This is a genomic window from Burkholderia sp. BCC0322, from assembly GCF_902833045.1.
GTDB lineage: Bacteria > Pseudomonadota > Gammaproteobacteria > Burkholderiales > Burkholderiaceae > Burkholderia.
Genome location: NZ_CADFDU010000009.1, coordinates 123,919 through 145,371, shown reverse-complemented (window position 1 = coordinate 145,371; position 21,453 = coordinate 123,919). Strand labels below are relative to the sequence as shown.

17 protein-coding genes and 1 pseudogene are annotated in these 21,453 nt (G+C 66.7%); 3 read left to right on the top strand and 15 right to left on the bottom strand.

The window, feature by feature from the left end; all coding sequences use genetic code 11:
* Positions 1-176: 176 nt before the first annotated feature.
* Together HWX39_RS24025 and HWX39_RS24020 are read right to left on the bottom strand one after the other, a co-directional pair.
* Positions 177-1,058 (bottom strand): endo alpha-1,4 polygalactosaminidase, encoded by an 882-nt coding sequence (locus HWX39_RS24025; protein WP_175970291.1) that lies wholly within the window; start codon positions 1,056-1,058, stop codon positions 177-179.
* 450 nt (positions 1,059-1,508) lie between these two features.
* Complete coding sequence (locus HWX39_RS24020) at positions 1,509-2,606, bottom strand: glycosyl hydrolase (RefSeq protein ID WP_244135084.1); 1,098 nt, start codon at positions 2,604-2,606, stop codon at positions 1,509-1,511.
* 72 nt (positions 2,607-2,678) lie between these two features.
* On the opposite strand from HWX39_RS24020, the gene HWX39_RS24015 reads away from it, so the two are divergent.
* Entirely contained in the window at positions 2,679-3,029 is a 351-nt protein-coding gene (locus HWX39_RS24015) for a hypothetical protein (protein WP_175970289.1), read from the top strand.
* 660 nt (positions 3,030-3,689) lie between these two features.
* Complete coding sequence (locus HWX39_RS24010; RefSeq protein WP_175970288.1) at positions 3,690-5,093, top strand: GGDEF domain-containing protein; 1,404 nt, start codon at positions 3,690-3,692, stop codon at positions 5,091-5,093.
* A 97-nt stretch (positions 5,094-5,190) separates the two neighbouring features.
* Here HWX39_RS24010 and HWX39_RS24005 read toward each other — a convergent pair whose 3' ends face one another.
* A complete protein-coding gene (locus HWX39_RS24005) occupies positions 5,191-5,865 on the bottom strand; it encodes a lytic polysaccharide monooxygenase (protein ID WP_175970406.1) in 675 nt (224 codons plus the stop codon).
* Positions 5,866-6,312: 447 nt separating this feature from the next.
* On the opposite strand from HWX39_RS24005, the pseudogene HWX39_RS36390 reads away from it, so the two are divergent.
* Positions 6,313-6,465 (top strand): annotated as a pseudogene (locus HWX39_RS36390) (cupin); the annotation flags it as partial.
* Positions 6,466-6,542: 77 nt separating this feature from the next.
* Here the strand turns inward: HWX39_RS36390 and HWX39_RS24000 are convergent.
* From HWX39_RS24000 to HWX39_RS23945, 12 genes are all read right to left on the bottom strand, one after another.
* Positions 6,543-7,730, bottom strand: a complete 1,188-nt coding sequence (locus tag HWX39_RS24000) for a M20 aminoacylase family protein (protein ID WP_175970405.1) — start codon at positions 7,728-7,730, stop codon at positions 6,543-6,545.
* A gap of 84 nt (positions 7,731-7,814) precedes the next feature.
* Positions 7,815-9,272 (bottom strand): aldehyde dehydrogenase family protein, encoded by a 1,458-nt coding sequence (locus tag HWX39_RS23995; RefSeq protein ID WP_175970287.1) that lies wholly within the window; start codon positions 9,270-9,272, stop codon positions 7,815-7,817.
* Positions 9,269-10,546, bottom strand: a complete 1,278-nt coding sequence (locus HWX39_RS23990; RefSeq protein ID WP_175970286.1) for an FAD-binding oxidoreductase — start codon at positions 10,544-10,546, stop codon at positions 9,269-9,271. The genes HWX39_RS23995 and HWX39_RS23990 overlap by 4 nt, the downstream gene beginning before the upstream one ends.
* Before the next feature lie 130 nt (positions 10,547-10,676).
* Positions 10,677-12,002, bottom strand: coding sequence for an FAD-binding oxidoreductase (locus HWX39_RS23985; RefSeq protein ID WP_175970285.1), 1,326 nt, complete (start codon positions 12,000-12,002; stop codon positions 10,677-10,679).
* A gap of 2 nt (positions 12,003-12,004) precedes the next feature.
* Positions 12,005-12,739, bottom strand: a complete 735-nt coding sequence (locus tag HWX39_RS23980) for a cupin domain-containing protein (protein WP_175970284.1) — start codon at positions 12,737-12,739, stop codon at positions 12,005-12,007.
* Between the two features lie 115 nt (positions 12,740-12,854).
* Positions 12,855-13,268 (bottom strand): AraC family transcriptional regulator, encoded by a 414-nt coding sequence (locus tag HWX39_RS23975; RefSeq protein ID WP_175970283.1) that lies wholly within the window; start codon positions 13,266-13,268, stop codon positions 12,855-12,857.
* Between the two features lie 25 nt (positions 13,269-13,293).
* A complete protein-coding gene (locus HWX39_RS23970; protein WP_175970282.1) occupies positions 13,294-14,571 on the bottom strand; it encodes an FAD-binding oxidoreductase in 1,278 nt (425 codons plus the stop codon).
* Between the two features lie 199 nt (positions 14,572-14,770).
* Positions 14,771-16,642, bottom strand: a complete 1,872-nt coding sequence (locus tag HWX39_RS23965) for an ABC transporter ATP-binding protein (RefSeq protein WP_175970281.1) — start codon at positions 16,640-16,642, stop codon at positions 14,771-14,773.
* The gene (locus HWX39_RS23960; RefSeq protein WP_175970280.1) at positions 16,642-17,598 is read right to left on the bottom strand and encodes an ABC transporter permease; all 957 of its coding nucleotides are present in this window, start codon (positions 17,596-17,598) and stop codon (positions 16,642-16,644) included. Before HWX39_RS23960 ends, HWX39_RS23965 begins: the two co-directional genes overlap by 1 nt.
* A gap of 32 nt (positions 17,599-17,630) precedes the next feature.
* Complete coding sequence (locus HWX39_RS23955) at positions 17,631-18,584, bottom strand: ABC transporter permease (RefSeq protein ID WP_175970279.1); 954 nt, start codon at positions 18,582-18,584, stop codon at positions 17,631-17,633.
* A gap of 79 nt (positions 18,585-18,663) precedes the next feature.
* Entirely contained in the window at positions 18,664-20,238 is a 1,575-nt protein-coding gene (locus HWX39_RS23950; RefSeq protein ID WP_175970278.1) for an ABC transporter substrate-binding protein, read from the bottom strand.
* 487 nt (positions 20,239-20,725) lie between these two features.
* Positions 20,726-21,394, bottom strand: coding sequence for a haloacid dehalogenase type II (locus tag HWX39_RS23945; RefSeq protein WP_175970277.1), 669 nt, complete (start codon positions 21,392-21,394; stop codon positions 20,726-20,728).
* Between the last annotated feature and the right edge of the window lie 59 nt (positions 21,395-21,453).

Genomic DNA, 21,453 nt, shown 5'->3' with positions numbered 1-21,453 from the left:
GACCGACCTCGCCATCCTGCTGGTCGCGCTGTCGGGCGGCGTGGCGGCCGCCCTCGTCGCGGCCGGCAGGATCGTGCCATGCCCCGTCGGCCCGACGCGACGCGATGCATGAGCGCGACGTGCGCGGCAGGCCCGTCCCGTTCGCTGCGGCGACGCCGCGTCGTTCGCCGCGCCGCTCACTCGAACCGGCAAGCCCCGCGCGGCAGCGCCGAGAGCGTGTCGCTCGACAGTTTCAGAATGCCGTCGAAATTGGCCTGGTTGTCCGCCGGACAGAAATCCGCGAGCTTCATGCCGTCCGGACGCGTGTATTCGACATTGAACACGGCCTTGTTCAGCGCGATAAAGCTGGCGTAGTCGGCGCACTCATGGAACCTGTTGCATTGCTCGTTGAGCGCCCAGTCGGCCACCTTCGCCATCTCGGTCGCGATGCCCGAGCCGTTCTTCAGCCCCATCGACATGCCGCGATCGTGCGCGGCGGCGATCAGCGCCGTGTTGTAGCGCAACTGATCGTCGCGCGTCAGCGGAAAACCCGTTTCCTGGCGATAGCTGTCGTCGAGGTCCGGCTCGATGCCGTCGCAGCCCTTCTTCTTCGCCTGGTCGAGACGCGCCAGCATCAGCGGCATCAGGATCGCGGTCTGGCGAATGTCCAGCCAGCGTTCGTGATCCTCGTACCCTTCGACGGGGTTGCCGAGCACGCTGTCCGGAAACTTGCCGGCATCGCCGCGGTTGTCTTCGCGCCCGCCCACCTCCATGTAGCAGACGACATAGATGCCCTTCGCCTTCAGGCGCTGGATCGTGCCGGCATCGGTCAGCTCCATGTCGACGTCGAACATCTTGCGCGGGTTGTTCACGCCGTCCAGCACCGTCTCGTTGATGCGGTTGCCGTCGATCTGCCATTGCCAGCTCGTGCCGGGCACGAGCGGCTTCCACGCGGTGGCTTGCGACGCACGCGCCGAAGCCGCCGCGACGGCGGTGCCGGGCGTGAACGAATCCGAGTCGCCTCCGCACGCGGCGAGCAGCAGCATCAGCACGACTGAAGCGAACGATCTGGCGGACATGGCGAATCCTTTGCCTGTTGGGCGGCTTGTCAGGATGCGGGGAAGACACGTGCAGCGGGATGCGGGCGATGTCTCTGCCGACGCTGCGGTGGCGCGGGAATGCGCGAGGCACGTGCGGATGGTAGGCGGGAACGCAGCGTCGATCTGTTCCAATTTGTCGATTTTTGTCGGCGTGGCGAGCGGCGGAAAGCCACGGTTGCCGCGGTACGAACTTCCTCATGGGCCACGGCTTCTCGACGCAGGAAGGTGACGGTTGCCTGATCGATCGGTCTCTTCGCCTGCACGACCGCCGCGATCCTGCCGATCCGTTCGCATTTGAGCGTCAGTCGCCGTTCAACGCATGCCCTCGGCGATTCCCCCGGTTGCCGGTCGCGGAAGTCGGAGACCATGGGAAACCTCGCCGCCATGATGCGGGCGGCCACGCATGGTCTCCACCCTGCCCGGCTTCGTTCAATTGCCGGGCGCCAGGTCGTTGGCAAACCGGTTCGTATAACCGAGCGTACCGACACCGCCGATCGAATTGCACGTCGACGATGCGGCGCCCGGCGGGCAATCGACGTCACGGTCGAACGACCAGAAGTGGACACCCACGAGACCGTTCTGTTTCACGAACTGCGCAACGGTGTCTGCATCCGCCGGCGTAAAGGTTTCGCCGCTCACATCGTTGCCGCCGATCATCGGCGTCAGCTCGATCTGGCTGTACGGCACGCCCCAGCGATCGTGCAGGTTCATCGCCGCCTGGATCGCCGATTGCCCCATCTGGCAGGTGCCGTTCGCGACCACGCAGTTCCCCGCCCCGGCCGACCCGTAGTCCATCGTCATCAGGTCGATGGTGTAGTTCTTCAGGCCGACCGCCTGGATCGCCTGCATGACCCAGTCGCCATACACGTTGAAGCTGTCGGGGGCGCTGGCGCCCCATGAGCTGGCCGTGGTCGCGCCCTGCTGGGAAGGGGCCAGTGTCGCCAGCGTGAAGCTGAAGCGCAGGCCGGGATAATTCTGCTGGGCAACCGCCACGCGTTGGACGAGATCGTTGATCACCTGTTGTGTCTGCCCGCCCTCGATATCGAAATCGATTCCGATCAGGTTGCTCGATGCATAACGGTTGATGAAGGCCGCCATGCCCGCATCCGTCCCGCACGTGAACATGCCGGCCGCGCCGCCGGTGGAAATCACGTAATTCACATTGGCCGCGGTGAAAAGCGGCACATTGGCGGCCGCCATCGCGCCGCCGTCGACGCCCGCCCAGTTCTCGCTGCCGCATTCACCGGTCGCAAACGCGAGCGTCAGCGTACGGACACCGGCCGGCAGCACCGACAGCACCGGGCTCAGCTGGCCCGTGACGTTCGACGAGATGACGTTCGTGTTCCAGTTCATCGAAATCGTCGCGTCCTTGTACGGGCTGTAAACGAACGCCGGCGCCGTGCCGGTGGCCGCCGCGCCCGCCGCGGCGGCGCCGGTGCCGAAAGATGACCATGCCAACAAAAGCGCCAGCGCGCCCTTCAAGGTCGATCGCTGGATGATTCCGGATCGGTTGCTCTTCATGTTCATGCCCTCATCGTGTTTTACGCGTTACCGGCACCTGTCCTGCACGCAAACCATGCCGGGGAATAGGTCAGGAAGATGCGCTCCACCCAGGCGGGTGTAGCGGAAATCCGCCATGTGACATCGACAGCAAACGCCTGCACCATTGATACGGACTGCAAAATCAACATCGTGCTCAAATCAGACTTTTGTTCACAACCCGGTGACCAGGTCGTGGACTTTCACCGCCCTGCAACTGCCTGCCGCGCCGCTCGCGATATCAATGGAAGCCTGCTGCACAGGCTGTGCGTCAGCGCGCCGTTGACCTGGTTCCGCGCGTCAATCAACGGATTGAAGTACCCGATCGGCGCCCTCCCGAACGTGACGGGTCAATACCGCTGCCGCATGGCCCGGCACCGTCGCGCCAGGCATGGAAAGCAACGCGAATGAAAGCGAAACGGCATGGCGCCCGTTTCATTTCTCGAACCCCGCCCGTTCGTCATTCCGATCTGGCTCATGGTTTCCCCTTTCGATCGACAAAGCTCCGCCCAGGCCGAATTCAAATGAAATCGACCTTACAAATTGTCACTTGAAGACAAATTTCGATATTGATTCTGTTTTTATATCGCCAACGGAATACACCACGACTTCATTCAATGGTGGTGAAGCGTGTCGTCCGTCACTTTCGCGCAAGACCGGATGCCCCAAACGACGCGACGCAAGCAGTAGTATCGTGAAGTCGTCACGCCCGCCTGAAACGGCACCTGCCTCACGGTGTCGAATACCTATATTTCGACGGCAAATGTAGTGATGCTTCAATCCTGCATCCGCACTTTGATTTGTTATACTACATAATCATCCGGCATCAACCCTGGAATCGACTATTTCCACCCACGTCGAAACCCGAAATACTCATGTGATTGCATAGCCGGATTGAAATTGTCGACATTCGATAATTCAAACAGATATCTCGCAGTCGTCTGGATGATTGTTCAAATAGACGAAATTCAGGCGCTGCGATCGTGCTTCACCGGATTGGCGACCGGCTCGCCATGACATCGTGGTTGCCGTGCTGATCCTTGATGCATCCATCGAAACCGGAGGCAGATCATGACCGTCAATGTCGCCGCCCAGGAATCGGCCCGCACCGCCGAACGGGTCACCCGGGTGTACGCCAGGTTCCTGCTGGTCGGCTTCGCGCTGGCGCCTGCTTACCTGATCGCCTACCTGTACGTGTTCCAGGACCCATCGCTGACATTCGAGAATCACGCCTTTCACGAACTGGCGATCGCGGTCGCCACGCTCGAGGGCGCGTTCGTCACCTACGTCTGCTGGCGCTGCTATCGCCTGTCGGGCGAGCCGTTGCTACGCTGGCTCACGCTGGGCTTCCTGGGCTTTTCCGTCATCTATGCGTTGCATGGCTTGTTTACCGGCATGGCGCATCACAATATCTGGCTGTTCCTGCTGTACGGACCTGCATCGCGCCTGACCATGTCGATCCTGATCCTGGTCGGGCAGTACACCTACAGTCACAAGGCCGACAGCGCAGCAACCCGCGCCGATTCCCGCATCTGGTTACCCTGGCTCGCGCTGTTCGCGCTCGTCGACGTCGCGGTCGCCGTGATCGCCTTCTCGCCGGTGGCCGGCCACCCGTGGGTACGCCTGTCGATGGAGGGCGGCGCACTGCTGCTCTCGGTCGTAAACGTCGTTGCGCTGCTCATGCGCCGCATCCGCTCGCCGCTGATGACGATCTACGGCATTTCGGTGACGTCGTTCGCGTTTTCGTCGCTCGCCTTCATCCTCGGGCGGCCGTGGAATCACATGTGGTGGCTGGCGCATGCCATTTTTGCGGCAGGCTTCTTCCTGCTCAGTTTCGGCGTGGTGCAGGCCTTTCATACAACCCGTTCGTTTTCGAGGATCTACAGCCAGGAAGAACTGTTTGCCCGGCTGAGGGAGGCCATGGCCCGGACGGAGCGCGCCCTGCAGGCGCTTCAACGGACCAACGAAAAGCTCGAACACCTGGCAGCCACGGACCCGCTCACGGGCGCGACCAACCGGCGGCAATTCATCGAAAGCGTGGAAGCGGAAATCAACCGGGCCAAGCGCAATGGCGCGCCGTTCTCGTTGCTCGCACTCGATCTCGACCACTTCAAGGCGATCAACGACAGTTACGGGCATCAGGCGGGCGATCAGGTATTGCAACGCTTCGTCGACACATGCGCCGATGCGATCCGGCCGTACGACGGCGTCGCGCGGGTGGGCGGCGAGGAATTCATGGTGCTGCTTCCGCAAGCCGCGCTGGACACCGCGCAGTCGATCGGCGAGCGCATCCGCGCGGCGATCGCGGGCACGCCGTTCGAAGCAGGCACCGGCGCACCGATCAAGGTCACCGTGAGCGTCGGCGCGTCCGAATTCGGCCGGGACGGCGAGACGATCGACGCGATCCTGCGCAAGGCCGACGAACGCCTGTACCGCGCGAAGCATCAAGGTCGCAATCAGGTGGTCGCCGGCTAGCCGGGAACCGTATCAGTGCCGTCCGCCTCGCCTTCGGCAGGCGTTCTTCGATTCATGACGCCCCGGCCATCGCCGGGCGCGTCATGTCGCAGCAGGTTCAGAACGGGCTGCGTGTCGTATCGCCATTGGTGAACGTCGCGTCGACGACCTGATAGAACGCCATCGCCGTATCCGCGACTTCCCAGACCGCAAGGATGACGTGGTAACCGCTACGCACCGGCAACCGGCATTGATGAATGGTCGGCTGCTGCGGTACCAGGTTCGCGTTCGGGTTCCAGTAGGGCTGGCCGGGATTCTGGATCGTGCAGAACGGCGTGGGCTCGAACTGCGCGCGCGTCAGCTTCTCCGACGGGTTCCAGTCGGTGCGTGTAATGAAGTAGTTCCAGCGCCGCGTCTTGTGCACGGCGCTGAATTCCCATTTGAAATTCTGCAATGCGCCCGGCCGCAGCGGGATCTTCTGCCAGCGGCCCGGCGACTGCTCGTTCAGCACGGGCAGCGCGCCATTCGTGCTGGCGCCGGCGATTTCGCCGTCCATCGGTGGTGCGGCATTCTTCGCGTCGTCCGGCGCAAACGGATCGGACAGGCCACTTTGCGTCGCGGGGAAGAACTTGCCGTTCTCCATCGCGTTCGCGTGCCAGGCGTCGACATGACAGTCCGGATTCTGGCCTTGCGTGCACAGCACGATGCGCGAAGGCGGTTCGGTCAAACGGCCGTGCGCGTGAGCGCCGGCCGCCGCGACCAGCAGTGCCGCGGCGGCCAACGAGCATGGCATCACGGAAGCAACGTATCTGCGGATGTTCTTTTTCATGAGCCCTCATGGCATTGATGTCGGAACGGATGGGCGCATATCGAGCCTGCAGCAAGATCCCCGGCAGGGAATCCTGTCGACGCGTCGTCGCGCACACTGATCGGCAAAAGCGGCAGCCCAATCAAATCGCGGCAAGCGATGATCAATCGCCACGCTTGCTGACAAATCGCTTTCACCAAACCGAACCTTATCCGCAAAAATAGAAAAAATAAACGTCCCGCGCGGATAGTTTTTTAATTTCAATCAAAGGCTTGAATCGTTTTTCATTTCAATCTTTTATGGCTCAAGTTCGATTGCGATATTGAATAAACCGCCAATTCATTTAGAGAAGGTTTCATAAAAACGGGGGATTCCGCTGCACGGTGTTTCAGCAGATCAAGCAGCAGCCGAGCGTCATGGGCCTGAACGGCGGGAAAAACGGTCACGCTCCATGCCGGCGACACGTTTCATGAAGGGCCGGACGACATGCACACGGTCGGACGAAACGCCGGCCGCATGGGGCCGGCAGAATTCGTCGGGTTCCTGATCAATGACAAGGGCGTGCCGGTCCCGACACCGGTGAAGCAGCGCGATCGCGACCGGGGCCCGGCAACGCCGGGCCGCCTCCCCGCGTCAGCCAACGCGACGAATCGGGCGCACCGTCACGGCAAGCGCGTGAAGTAATCGCGCGCCAGCGCAACCCAGTACCGGACACCGGCCGGAATGATGTCGTCGTTGAAGTCGTATTTCGGGTGATGGAGCGCCGGTGCGACGTCGCCGGCCGGCGCATTGCCGATCAGCACGTAAGCGCCGGGGCGCTCCTCCAGCATGAAGCCGAAGTCTTCGGAAGTCATGTTCGGCGGCACATCGCGGTCCAGGCGTTCGTCGCCGAACGTCTCGCGTATCACCGCTTCGCACAGTGCGGTCTCGGCCGGCGTGTTGACCGTTGCCGGGTAGTACTGAAAGAATTCCACGTCGACGCGTGCGCCATGGGCGCTTGCCAGCCCCTCGCACATGAGCCGCACGTCGCGCTGCAACTGTTGCTGCAACGCGGACGACAGCGTGCGAATCGTCCCGCGCAGCTCGGCGCTGTCCGGAATGACGTTGTCCGTCGTTCCCGCATGGATCATGCAGACGGAAATGACGGCGGGATCCACCGGATCCTTGTGCCGCGCGGCGATGGTCTGGCACTGCAGCACCATCGAGCACGCGAGCGGCACGGGATCGATACCCAGGTGCGGCTGCGCCGCATGCGCGCCCTTGCCGGTTACCGTGATCCTGAAGCGGGAGCCCGCGGCCATGATCGGGCCGGTACGCAGCCCGAAGTGCCCGGCCGGCAAACCAGGCCAGTTGTGCATGCCGAATACCGCTTCCGTCGGGTATTGGTCGAACAGCCCGTCGTCGATCATCTTGCGCGCGCCCGCGCCTCCCTCTTCTCCGGGCTGAAACACGAAATGGACGGTGCCCGGCAGTTGCGGCAAGTCCTTCAGCACCCGCGCGGCGCCGAGCAACATGACGGTATGGCCGTCATGGCCGCAAGCGTGCATGATCCCGTGCGTGCACGATGCGTGCGCAAAATCGTTGGCCTCCTGGATCGGCAACGCATCCAGATCCGCGCGAAGCACGATGCCGCGGCCCGGGTCCGCGCCGGGCAGGCTCGCAACGACGCCGGTGCCGCCCAGGCCGCGCGACACCGCATAGCCGAGCGCTTCCAGCTCGCGGGCGACGACGTCGGCCGTCCGGTGCTCTTCGAACCGCAGCTCGGGATGCGCATGCAGGTCGCGCCGCAGCTTCGCCCAGTGCGCGTGATGCGCGTGCAGCGACGTATCGGGAATGACGGGGTTTTCCAATTTCGGCACCTTCGGAAAGTAAACGGCTTCCATGCTGCCCGGCTCCATGCCGGCGCGCCACCGCGTTCGCACGCGGCGGCCGCGTCAATCGTAATAGCCGACGATCGACTTGATCTCCATGTACTCTTCCATCCCTTCGATCCCGTACTCGCGACCGTTGCCCGACTGCTTGTACCCGCCGAACGGCGCCTGCGGATCCCATGCCGGATAGTTCAGGTGCACCTGCCCCGACCGGATGCGCGCGGCCACCGCGCGCGCGCCGTCCTTGTCGGCGCCCTGCACATGTGCGCCGAGCCCGTACACCGTGTCGTTCGCGATGGCGATCGCCTCGTCCACGGTGTCGTACGGCAGGATGGCGAGGACCGGACCGAAGATCTCCTGCTGCGCGATCGTCATGTCGGGCCGCACATCGGAAAAGATCGTCGGCCGCGCGTAAAAGCCCTTGTCGAACCCCGCGGGCCGGCCGGGACCGCCTGCGATCAGCTTTGCCCCTTCGTCGATGCCTATGTCGATCATCTGCGCGACCCGGCCGAACTGCGCACGATTGGCCAGCGGCCCATGCGTCGTCGCGTCGTCGAACGGATCGCCGACGATCAGCTGCTGCGCGGCCGCGACGGCCAGGTCCTCGACCGCGCCGAGCAGGTTGCGCGGCACGATCATGCGGGTCGGCGCGCTGCACGACTGGCCCATGTTCCGGAACGCGGCGGCCACGCCCGGCGGGATGGCCAGCGACAGGTCCGCATCCGGCAATACGAGGTTCGGCGACTTGCCGCCCAGCTCCTGCGCGACGCGCTTGACGGTCGGGGCCGCGGCTTGCGCCACCAGCACGCCGGCGCGCGTCGACCCCGTGATCGACACCATGTCGACCTGCGGGTGCGACGCGAGCGATGCGCCCACCTCCGTGCCGCTGCCGCTCACCAGGTTGAATACGCCGGCCGGCACGCCCGCATCGGCGATCACTTCGGCAAACAGCAATGCGCTGAGCGGCGACAGCTCGCTGGGCTTCAGCACCACGGTGCAGCCTGCCGCGAGCGCCGGGCCGACCTTCGCGGTGATTTGATAGATCGGCCAGTTCCACGGCGTGATCAGCGCACATACGCCGATCGGCTCGCGCACGACCGCGGTGGTCCCCCGCCGCGTGACGAACGGGTAGCTCGCCAGGTTGTCGCGCGCGACCCGGATATGTTCGGCCGCGAGCGGCACATGCGCGCCGCGCGCATAGCCGATCGGCGCGCCCATCTCCATCGCGAGCGCCAGCGCGAACGACTCCGCACGCTCGAGGATCAGCGCATGAATGCGGTCGAGCAGCGCGGCGCGCTGCTGCGGCGACGTCGCGGCCCAGCGCTCGAACGCGTGGCGCGCGGCCTGCACCGCGCGATCGGCGTCGCGGGCGCTGCCGAGCGGAATCTCGCACAGCGTGTCTTCAGTGGACGGGCAGACCACGGCGAACCGGTCGCCACCGTCGGGCAAGACCCAGTCTCCGTCGATGAAGAAGCGGTCGAGCCTTCCGGCTTGCAGCAGGTGACGAACAGGTGAATTCATTGCAGGGTGTCCTTCAGTCGGTACCACGCGCCCACGAACGGCAAAAACCACGGTTTGCCGAAGTGGCCAGGAATGGCGGGCCAGTCGAAACCGCTCCACGGGTTGAGATCGGCCCGCCCGTCCATGATCTCCGCCATCAACGTGCCCATCAGCGTGGCCATGTGCGTGCCGTGGCCGCTATAACCCGTCGAGTAATACACGCCTTGTCGCTGGCCCGCGCGCGGCAGGCGGTTGGCTGTCATGTCGACCATGCCGCCCCAGCAATAGTCGATGCGCACGCCGGCCAGCTCGGGAAACACGGCGGCCATCTGCTGTCGCAGGATCAGCCCGCTCTTTTCGTCCGAACGGGGGTTCGACGCCGCGAAACGCGCCCGCCCGCCGAACAGGATCCGGTTGTCGGGCGTGACGCGAAAGAAATTGACGAAGTGCTTCGTGTCGGTGACCATCCGGCGCGTCGGCAGCAACCGGTCGAGCCGCTCGCGCGGCAACGGCTCGGTGACGATGATGAACGCGCCGACCGGCACGATCCTGCGGCGGATCCAGCCGAACGGCCCCACCTGCGAGATGCCGCTCGCGAGCAGCACCTGGCGCGCACGAATCTCGCCGAGCGGCGTATGCACCGCGTATGCGCCGCCCGCCTCCCGCTTCAAGCCGAGCACCGGCGCATGCTCCAGGATGTGCGCGCCGCGCGCTTGCGCGGCGCGCGCCAGGCCGCGCACATAGCGGCCGACGTGCATCCCGGCGCTCTTCTCGAAGATCAACCCGCCGTGATACCGGTGCGAGCCGATCTCGTCACGCAGTTGCGCCTTCGTCACCACACGCGTGTCGGGGTCCACGCTCGCGGCGAGCAGCGCCTGGCTTCGCACCAGCTTGTCGTAGTGCTCCGGCTTCGCCGCGAGCTTGAGCTTGCCGCGGCGCACGAAATCGCAGTCGATCGACTCTTCCCTGACCAGCCGCTCGACCGTGTCGACACCCGCATCGAACGCCCGATACAACCGGTTGGCCAGTTCGGTGCCGATGCGCTGCGACAGTGACGCGTAATCCTGCGCGAAGCCGTTGTTGCACATGCCGCCGTTGCGTCCCGACGCTGCCTGCCCCACGGTGCCCGCCTCGCAGACGACGACCCGCGCGCCTTTTTTCGACAGCGCCAGCGCAGCCGCGGAGCCCGTGATCCCGCCGCCCACCACGACCACGTCGCAACTTCCGTCAGGCAGCCCCGGCGAGTTGCCCACGAATGGCTCGGACGTATCGAGCCAGTAGGAACTGAAACGCATCACACACTCCAAAGCTGGTGCATCGGGCCGGAAAGCCGGCGGGCGTTCGCCGCGCCGGTCCGGCCGGTCGCGCGATCCGAACCGAAACGCATCGTTCAAACGCCGCCGCCTTCCGCGTGACGGCCGCCGCCTAGAAATCGGCGACCTTGCCCCATGCGGAAGCGTCGAACCGGCCCGGCCGATACGGCAGCGGATCCACGATCGGTTGCGCGCCGGTGGCGAGATCCGCGATCAGGTGGCCCGCGCCGGGGCCGATGCCGAAACCGTGCCCGGAAAAGCCGGCAGCCAGGATCAAGCCCGGCACGCCCGGCACTTCGCCGATCCCCGGAACGCCGTCCGGCGTGCTGTCGACGAAGCCGGCCCACGCATGCGTGATCGTTGCTTCGCGAAGTTCGGGCAGCAGCTCGACGGCGCGGTGGTAGGTTTCGGCGACCGTCGGCATGTCGGGTTTCGGATCGAGAATGCGCACCTGCTCCATCGGGGTCGGCGCGTCGAGCCGCCACCGCTTCAGCGTTTCGTGTCCGCCGCGCACGCCCTCCAGGCCGCCCGGAAGCAGGTTGCGCCAGCGCTTGGCGAACATCGGCACGAACTGCGGGGCGAATCGCAGGAACTGCGGCGTCACGTCCACGCGCGCGCGGCCGCTGATGGCCAGCGCGTAACGTCCGTCGCTGCGGCGCGTCACGGACACCCCCGACGTGTACATCGCATCGGGCAGCGGATGCTCGACCGGCGACACGCTCAGGATCGACTGACGGATCGACGCCTGCAGAAAACGGATGCCGAGCTGGCGGCAGAACGACGACGCCCACGCGCCGCCGGCAAGCACGACCGTCCGGGTCTTGATCACGCCGGCTTCGGTGACGACCCCTGCGACACGCCCGCCCTCGAGTTCGATCCCGCGCGCCGCGCATTGCTGGTGCACGCTGCCGCCCAGCTTCATCAGTGCAGCCGCCACGGCCGGCGCGGCCTTCCCCGGGTCGGCCGTGCCGTCGGTCGGCGAGAACACGCCGCCCTTCCATGGCCGCCCGGTTGCATGCCCGCGCTCGCCGGCCTGCTTGCTGTCGAGCATGTACGTCGTCACGCCCGCGGTCTTCGCGAAGTCGCCCCAGCTGGCCCAGCGGGACAGCTCGGCCTCGTCATTGCTCAGGTACAGCAACCCGCAGCGATGAAAGCCCGTGTCTTCGCCGGACTCGGCGGCGAATCGCTCCCACAGATCGATGCTCTTGCTGGCCATCGGCAATTCGCGCTCGTCGCGGTTCTGCTGCCGGCACCAGCCCCAGTTGCGGCTCGACTGCTCGGCACCGATCCGCCCCTTCTCGACCAGCGCGACCGACACCCCGCGCCGGGCGAGGTAGTACGCGGTAAACACGCCGATGATTCCGCCGCCGATCACGACGACGTCGGCCGAAGCCGGCAGCGTGGGCGAAGTTTCTATTTGGCGCAGCGGAGGGGACATGTTCAGTCTCGTTCGGTGGATACGTGGACGTTCTGCACGACGTAGAATTTCGCCACGCGCTCGCGGCTTTCCCACCCGATCGGTGCGCCGTGCGGCACGAACAGCGCATCGCCGGCGCCGAGCGACAGCACGCTGCCGTCGGGCGCGGCGAACCGTACGCTGCCGGCCAGCAGGAACATGAACTCGTTCACGCGATGCGGGCGAACGATGCGGTGATAGGGCGTCGAATCCCACGTGCCCGCGCAGTACCCGGCGCCGTCGTCGATGAACACGTTGTCGCTGCGGCATTGCGGTGCGGGCCCGAGCAGCACCTCCGCCGGCAGCGACGACGACGGCTTGAAGTCCGCGTCGGCACTCAGCGGAAAGCATCCTCGCTTCGTCGGTGTCGCGCACGCGGCCGCGCAGAACATGAGAAGCACGCGTGATGCCGCGCTGACGCGCAGCGCCGTGCCGCCGCCGATGACGGCCCCCTCCCCCGGCCCGAGCACCAACGGGGCGGCCCCGTCCGCTTCGAGCGTCAGTTCGCCTTCGACCACGACGAGGGTTTCAATGTGCGAATAGCTCGAGACGTCGAGCTCGCCAACGAAGCGGATCCGCCCCGCGGCCATCGAGTCGGGCCCTTCCCACGCGATCTCGCGATGTCGCGCGAAAGGATCGCGCTCGCCGAACGCCCGCATGTCGAACGCGGTTGAAGAAGGGCTGCCGTCGGCACGGTGCAACACGAAAACTGCGCTCATTCCTGCTCCTGTACTGTGCGCGCGGGCCGGGTGGAAAACCGCCGCGCGATATCGGAAATCGTCGTTTGCCGGCGCGTCGGCCGGCAACCCGCGGGCGGGCGCGCCGCCCTTGCACCTACGCGACGTGACACGACGCTTCGCGGTGTTCGGTCCGCGTGCGGATCGCCGGCACGCGCGCCGGTGCGCCATCCGTGCGCGCGACCATGTAGTCGCGCGGCGTGATCCCGAGCACGCGCCGGAAATGCCGGCACAGATGGCTCTGATCGAAGAAGCCGACCTCGGTCGCCACGACCGACGGCGCCAGGCCGGCCCGCAACAGGTCCTGCGCCCGCCGCACCCGCACGAGGCACAGATAGCGGTGCGGCGACAACCCGACTTCGCTGCGAAAGCGCGCGGTGAAACGCGACACGCTCAATCCGGCCACGGCCGCGAGCGTGTCGAGGTTCAGCGGCTGCGCAAACGACGCATCGATCGTGCGGAGCACGTCGCCGATCGCCGGCGAGAGCGGGCAAACGAATCGTGCGTTCATGTCGAATCCTCCCGGGGCACGCGTTTCAATGCAGGAAATCCTGCATCCGGTAATACGCGCCGACGATGGGCAGGAACCACGCATGCCCGAAATGGCCCGGCATCGCCGGCCAGTCGAGCTCGCGCCACGGGTTCGACGCGGCTGCCCCGTACAGCACGTCGGCCATCACACGGCCCATGTGCACCGACATCTGCACACCGTGGCCGCTGTAGCCCATCGAGTAGTAGAGTCCGTCGTGCTGGCCCGCGCGCGGCAGCCGGTCGGCAGTGATGTCGACCAGCCCGCCCCAGCAGTAATCGAGCCGCACGTCGGCCAGTTCCGGAAAATATCCGGCCATGCCCGCGCGCAGGATGTCGCCGCTTTTCGCGTCGGAGCGCGGGCTCGACATCGCGAAACGCGCGCGGCCGCCGAACAGCAGCCGGTTGTCGGGTGTCACGCGGAAGTAGTTGCCGATCTGGCGCGACGTCACGTACGCGCGGCGGTGCGGAAACAACCGGTTCAGTTGCGCGTCGGGCAGCGGCTCGGTGACGACGATGAAACTGCCGACCGGCGCGATGCGCCGACGGAACCATGCGAACGGGCCGTGCTGCGACGCACCGGTGGCGACCAGCACGCGATCGGCGACGAGTGTGCCGCGCGCGCAGGTGATCGCGTGCCGCTCGCCCCCGAGCCGTTCGAGCCGCGTGACGGCCGCCTGCTCGTAGATGCGCGCGCCGGCCCGCACCGCCGCCTGCGCGAGGCCCACGCCGAACTTGCCCATGTGCATCTGCACGCCGCGGCGCTGCAACAGCCCGCCGTGGAAACCGTCGGACGCGACTTCCTCGCGGATCCGCGCCGGCTCGATCAGTTCGATGTCCGGATCGACATCCCGCCGCAATGCGTCGAACGTCTTCGCGAGCCCCGCGAAATGCTGCGGCTTCGCGGCGAGCTTCAGCTTGCCCGCACGCCGGAAATCGCAGTCGATCGCGTGCTCGGCCACGATCGTCTCGACGCTCTTCACCGCGTTTTCGTACGCGCGATAGAACTGCTTGGCGGGTTCGGCGCCGATTCGCGCGACCAGCGACGCGTAGTCCTGCGCCACGCCGGTGTTGCACTGGCCGCCGTTGCGGCCCGACGCTTCGCCTGCGATCTGCGCGGCTTCGAGCACGACCACCGAGACGCCGCGCTGCGCCAGCGCAAGCGCCGCGGACAGGCCGGTGAAGCCGCCGCCGATCACGGCCACGTCGGCGCGCCCTTCAACGGGCCCCTCGCAGCCGGCGCGAAACGCGGGGCGGGTATCCAGCCAGTACGATTCGAATTTCATCGGATCCTTCTCGAGCCTTCGGCACCGACGATCGGCGACCGTCCGTTGCAAGCCATTTAATCACCATCAAAAAGCGCAGTTGCCGCGTATTCACGCATGGCGCGCGCACGATTCACCGTTTTGCACGACCGCCGCAGCACACTATGCGGAAGGCTGCTCGCCGGGCGCGGCGCACGCGATGCATGGGCGGCGCCGCGCGTTACAGGCGCACCGGCTGCACCGGCGCGTCGGCCCCGGCCGGCTCGGCCTGGAAGCGCGCGAGATCGTCCTCGCTGCGATGGCACAGCACCTGCGCGCCGTTCCCGAGCGTGCGCAATACCGGCGCCGTGCGATTGCACACACCGTCCACCCGCATCGCGCAGCGCGACAGGAACGGGCACAGCTCGGCATCGTCCGTGCTCGCGCCGATCGGCACGAGCGGCCGATGACAACGCTCGGCCGCACCGTCGAGCCAGCCCGCGCGCAGTTCCGGCGCGGACGACACGAGCAGGTGCGAATACGGGTGGTAGGGCGGCGCGCACAGCGCATCGCGGCTGCCGGTCTCGACCCGCCGGCCCGCGTACAGCACGACGATCTCGTCGCTGATCGCGCGCACCTTCGCGATGTCGTGCGTGATGAATATGTACGACACGCCGAGCTTCGCCTGCAGGTCGCGCAGCAGGTCCATGATCGCGGCGCCCACCACCGTATCGAGCGCCGACGTGACCTCGTCGCACAGGATCAGGTCGGGCTCGGCCGCGAGTGCGCGCGCGAGGTTCACGCGCTGCTTCTGTCCGCCGGACAGCTCGCCCGTGCGCCGCGCGGCGACCGTCTGCGGCAGCCGCACGAGTTCGAGCAATTCCGCGACGCGCTGCCGCGCACGCGCCCCCCTGATCCCGTGATAGAACGCAAGCGGTCGCGCCAGCGTGCGCTCGACGGTATGCACCGGGTTGAGCGCGGTATCGGCGTTCTGGAACACGATCTGCACGCGGCGGTGCTGCTCCTTGGTGCGCTTGCCGATATCGCGCGCGAGCGGCACGCCGTCGAGCAGGATCTCGCCGCCCGTCGCCGGCACGAGGCCCGCGATCACCTTCGCGAGCGTCGTCTTGCCGGAGCCGGACTCGCCGATCACGCCGACCGTCTGCCCGCGCCCGATGCGCAGGTCGACTTCGTGCAGGATCACCTTCGCGGGCCAGCCTTTCGCGGTCCGGCCGCCATAGCCGGCGATCGCGCCGCGCAGGTCGAGCAGGTGCGCCGGCGCGGCGGGCGCTGCTTTCGCATCGCGTCCGGCATCGGACGGCGTGACCGCCGCGATCAGGCTCTGCGTGTACGGGTGCGCCGGCGCATGCAGGATCTGTTCGGTCTCGCCCGCCTCGCGGATCACGCCGTCGCTCAGCACGACGATCCGGTCGGCCATCTGCGCGACGACCGCGAGATCGTGCGACACGTAGACCGCGCTCATCCCGTAGCGCCGGATCACGCTCTTGAAGGCCTGCAGCACGTCGATCTGCGTGGTCACGTCGAGCGCCGTGGTCGGTTCGTCGAGGATCACCAGCTCCGGATCGGTGATCAGCGCCATCGCGGCCATGAGCCGCTGCAACTGGCCGCCCGACACCTGGTGCGGGTAGCGCCTGCCGATCGTCTCCGGCTCCGGCAGCGCGAGCGCGCGGAACAGCTCGACCGCCTTCGCCTGCGCATCGCGCTTCGTCAGCGTCTTGTGGATCAGCGCGCTCTCGATCACCTGGTCGAGGATCGTGCGCGACGGATTGAATGCGGCAGCGGCGCTCTGCGCGATGTACGCGACCCTGCGGCCGCGCAGCGCGGCCAGTGCAGGCGCGGACAACGTGCAGACGTCGGTACCCCCGAGCTTCACGGAGCCGCCGGCGATCCGGCAGCCGGCGCGCGCATGGCCCATCAGCGACAACGCGATCGTCGTCTTGCCGGACCCGGATTCGCCGATCAGCGCGAGCACCTCGCCGCGCCGGATCTCGAAGTCGACGCCATGGACGATCGTCGTTTCCTCGCCGCCCGGCCGGCCGCCGACCACACGCAGCCCGCGCACCTCGACGAGCAGGTTCGATTCGTGTTGCATCAGTGCCCTCCCGCGGCGCCCGCAGCGCCCTTGCGGCGGCCGCGATGCGGCAGGCCGTCGATCAACAGGTTCACGCCCACCGTCAGGATCGCGATCGCGACCGCGGGCATGATCGCGACGGCCGAGCCGTCGCCGAGGCTCGCGATGTTCTCGCGCACGAGCGAGCCGAGATCCGCGTACGGCGGCTGCACGCCGAGCCCCAGAAAGCTGAGGCCGCTCAGCAGCAGCACGACGAACGTGAAGCGCAGCCCGGTGTCGGCGAGCATCGGGTGAATCATGTTCGGCAGCATCTCGACGCACGCGATGTACAGCGCGCTTTCGCCGCGCGCCCGCGCGACCTGGACGAATTCGAGCGTGCTGATGTTGACGGCCAGCGCGCGCGCGATCCGGTACGAACCCGGCATGTAGCTGACCGCGGCGGTGAGGACCAGCAGCGGCAGCGACGAGCCGAACGCGGCGACGAACATCAGCGCGAACATCTTCGACGGAATCGACGTGAGCGCATCGAGCAGCCGGCTCATCGTCTCGTCGACCGCGCGGCCCGACACGGTCGCGAGCAGCCCGAGCGTCGTGCCGGTCAGCGCGGCGAGCAACACGGCCGCGAGCGCGAGCAGCACGGTCAGCCGCGTGCCGTACAGGATCCGGCTCAGCATGTCGCGGCCGAGGAAATCCGAGCCGAACGGCAGCTTCGCGCTGAACGGCGCGAACACGTCCTGCGTGACGATCGTGCCGACGTCGTGCGGCGCGAGCAGCGGTGCGAATACCGCGATGAACAGCATCAGGCCGACCATCGACAGGCCGACGCGACCGCCGGCCGTCAGCTTCAGGCGCGCGGTGCGGCGCTTGCGCGGCCGATCGGGGGCGGGCGCGGCGGGCGGCGGCGAGCCGCCCCACGGTGGGCGCTGCTCGCCGGACGGCGGCAGCGCGCTGCTGCGTTGAACGGGTTCGGGGTGCATGGGCGGCATCTCGGTAGAAGGACGGCAACCTGTCAGGTGCGCAGTCGCGGGTTCGACACGATCGAGCACAGGTCGGCAAACAGCACGAGCGTCAGATATGCGACGCAGAAGATCAGCGTGCACGCCTGGATCAGCGGGAAATCGCGGTTGCCGACGGCATCGACCATCAGGCTCGCGAGGCCCGGATAGTTGAAGATCGTCTCGACGACGATCACGCCGCCGAGCAGATACGACAGGCTCAGGGCGACTGCATTGGCGATCGGCCCGATCGCGTTCGGCAGCGCATGGCGCAGCACGACGCGCGCGGGGCTCGCCCCCTTGAGCACGGCCATCTCGACATACGACGCGCTCAGCTGCTCGATCACCGCGGCGCGCGTCATGCGGGCCATCTGCGCGATCACGACCGCGCACAGCGTCAGCACCGGCATCGCATACGCGCGCAGGAAGTCGTGCACGCTGTCGATCGGGCCGCTGTACGACAGCGCGGACAGCCAGTGCAGCTTCACGGCCAGCACGAGCACCGCGACCGTCGCGATCAGGAACTCCGGCGTCGCGACGAGCGACAGCGTGCCGAGGCTGATCACGCGATCGATCACCGACTCGCGCTTGACCGCCGCGAGGATCCCGAGCAGCAGCGCGATCGGCACCGACACGGCCGTCGTGATCGCCGCGAGCGCGAGCGACTTCGGCAGGCGCCCGCCGATCATGTCGGACACCGGCATGTCGCCGGACAGCGAACGGCCGAAATCGCCGTGCAGCAGCCCCGCGAGCCAGTGCAGGTAGCGCACGTGGGCCGGCATGTCGAGGCCGAACTGCTGACGCAGCGCGGCGACCGTCTCCGGCGTCGCCGACTGGCCGAGCGCGGCCTGTGCGGCGTCGCCCGGCAGCAGGTTCGTGATCGTGAAGATGATCGCGGACACGATCAGCAGCGTCAGCGCGGTCACCGCGATGCGCCGGCCGATCAGCCCGAGCAGGATTCGGTTCATGGAGCGGCACTCCCGAAAAGGCCGCGCGCAGCCGGCGCGGTGTCCCGCACCGGTCGCGCCACGGCGGCAGGCGTCGCCATCAGGCGTTCCACCACACGTGCTCGGCGAACATGAAGCCCATCATCCCGCCGGTCGGCACCGAGCCGAGGCCCGCGAGCCGCTTGTCGTACCCGTCGAGGAAGCTGATGAACGCCGGAATGCCGACCCGGCCCTGCTGCGCGACGATCGCCTGCATCTCGCCGTACATCTGCTTGCGCTTCGCATCGTCGGTCTCGGAGCGCGCGGCGAGCAGCAACTGGTCGAACTTCGTGTTCTTCCAGCCCGACTCGTTCCACGGCGCATCCGACTTGAAGAACTGCGTGAACAGCACGTCGGCGCTCGAGCGTGGGTTGATGTTGCCGAAGCCGAGCGGATGCTTCATCCAGTGGTTCGACCAGTAGCCGTCGGGCGACACGCGGTTCACCTGCAGGTTCAATCCGATCTTCTGGCCGGCCTGCTGCAGCAGCACGGCCATCTCGATCGACCCGTTCGCATCCGACGTCGCGTAGATCGGCGGCAGCGCGGCGCCGAGCGCACCGGCCTTCTGGAACAGGAACTTCGCCTTGTCCGGATCGTGCGGGCGCTGCGGCAGCGACGCGTTGAAGTAGCGATGCCCCGGCGGGATCGGCTGGTCGTTGCCGATCACCGCGTAGCCGCGGAACACCGCCGAGCGGATCTGCTCGCGATCGAACAGGTACTTCATCCCCTCGACGAAATCGGGATGCGCGGTGATCGGGTTTTCGCTGCGCATGATCAGATCGGTATAGAGCCCCGACTTGGTCTCCTTCAGCGCGTAGCCGGGCGTCGACGCGACCCGCTGCGTCGAGCGCGGGTCGATCGAGTTGATCAGGTGCACGTCGCCCGACAGCAGCGCGTTCAGGCGCGCGGCGCTGTCGCTGATGCCGATCAGCTCGATCTCGTCGAGGTACGGCATCCCGGGCTTGAAGTAGCTGTCGTTGCGCACGCCGACGGTCGATACCCCCGGCTTGAACGACTTGAGCTTGTACGGCCCGCAGCCGATGCCGGTCGAGAAGTCGGTCGTGCCGTCCTTGACGATCACGAGCTGCGGCGTCGCGAGGATCACCGGCAGGTCGGCGTTCGCGCTGGCGAGCGTGAGCGTGACCTCGTCCGGACCGCTCGCCTTCACGTCGGCGAACTGGTCGGCGAGCGTCTTGACCTTCGATGCGGTGGCCGGGTTCTTGTGGCGCATCAGCGAGAACACGACGTCGGCCGGCCCGACCGGCTTCCCGTCGTGAAACGTGACGCCCTTGCGCAGCTTGACGATCCACGTCTTCGCGTCGGTCGTCTGCAGCGACTCGGCGAGATTCATCTGCGGCGTCAGGCTCGCATCGAGCTGCGTGAGGCCGCTGTAGAACATGAAGAAGCGAATGTAGTCCGCGCCGGTCGAGCCCTTGGCCGGATCGAGCGTATCGGCCGTCGAACTGGATTCGTTCGCGACCCGGATCTTGCCGCCGCGCTTCGGCGCCGGCGCGGCGAACGCCGACTGCGCATTCATCAGCAGCCCGCCGCCGCCGACGGCCATCATGCCGCTCGCCGCCATGACCCGCATCATGTCGCGGCGCGTGAAACCGCCCTTGTCGATATCGTCGTTCATCCGAACTGCTCCTGACTGTGGAAAGTGGGTCCTGGGGTCCAGCGTGGTTCGATCATCCCGTTGCGCCCGCCTGCTGGTGGCGGGCGCAACGTCTTGCACATGAAGTTCATTTAAGCATCGCCAAAATGCGGGTTGTCTCGATTCGGGGCGGCCGCACGACACGAATCAACCGTTTTGGGTAGCCTGCGCAGCATGAATTGCTGCGTGTCTATACGTCACTGCGCGTCACGTCACGCCGCGTCACACCGCGTCGCACCGTTTGGCCGACACCGTGCCGCGACGGCCGCGCCGACCCGCGATGCCCCCGCGCCGCGCGCCGGCCCCGCATGAAAGTTCAGACGATAGTCGGCGCCCGGCGCGACCGATCCGGGCGCCGACCGCGGTGCGGGCGGCTTGCCCGGCACCGCGCCCGCGCGTATAGACCGCCGGGCGGCGACGCATGCGATCCCGGCCGGTTCGAAGGCGCGCTGCGCGGCCGATACGCCGCCTACAGTCCGAGCTGCGTCGCGAGATGGCCGATGTCCGACACTTCGTAGTAGTTGTAGAACGGCGTGCCCGGCTCGTGGCCGCGGTTGACGAACGCCTTGTGCTTGATCCCGAGATCCTCCGCCGTCATCAGGTCGTAGCGCAGGCTCGACGACACGTGCAGCACATCCTCCGGCTGGCAGCCGAGCTGGCCGAACATGTATTCGAAGCCCTGCATCCGCGGCTTGTACGACTGCGCCTGTTGCGCGGTGAACACCGCATGGAACGGCGCGCCGAGCTTGTCGACGTTGCTCATGATCTGGTCGTCCGATGCGTTCGACAGGATCACCAGCTTGTATTTTTGGGCCAGTCGCGACAGGCCCGCGGGCACGTCCGGATGCGGGCCCCAGGTCGGCACCGCCAGATAGAAGCTTTCGGCCTCGGCTTCGTCGAACGTCACGCCGAGCTTGTTGCAGGTGCGGCGGATCGCGTTGACGACGACATCCCGGTACGGCTTCCATGCACCGAGCACCTCGTCGAGGCGATAGGCGGCGAACGCGCGCACGAACGCCTCGAGCGCGACCGGCGACAGCCGGTCCGCGTAAACCTCGCGCGCCATTTCCGCCATCCGGAAGCGGGTGAGCGTGCCGTAGCAGTCGAACGTGATGAACTTCGGTTCAAATTGGATCATGGTGACGTCCTGTCGGTGTGAAGCCCCGGCAGGGCCGGGGACGGGCTGGGTTGTACGAA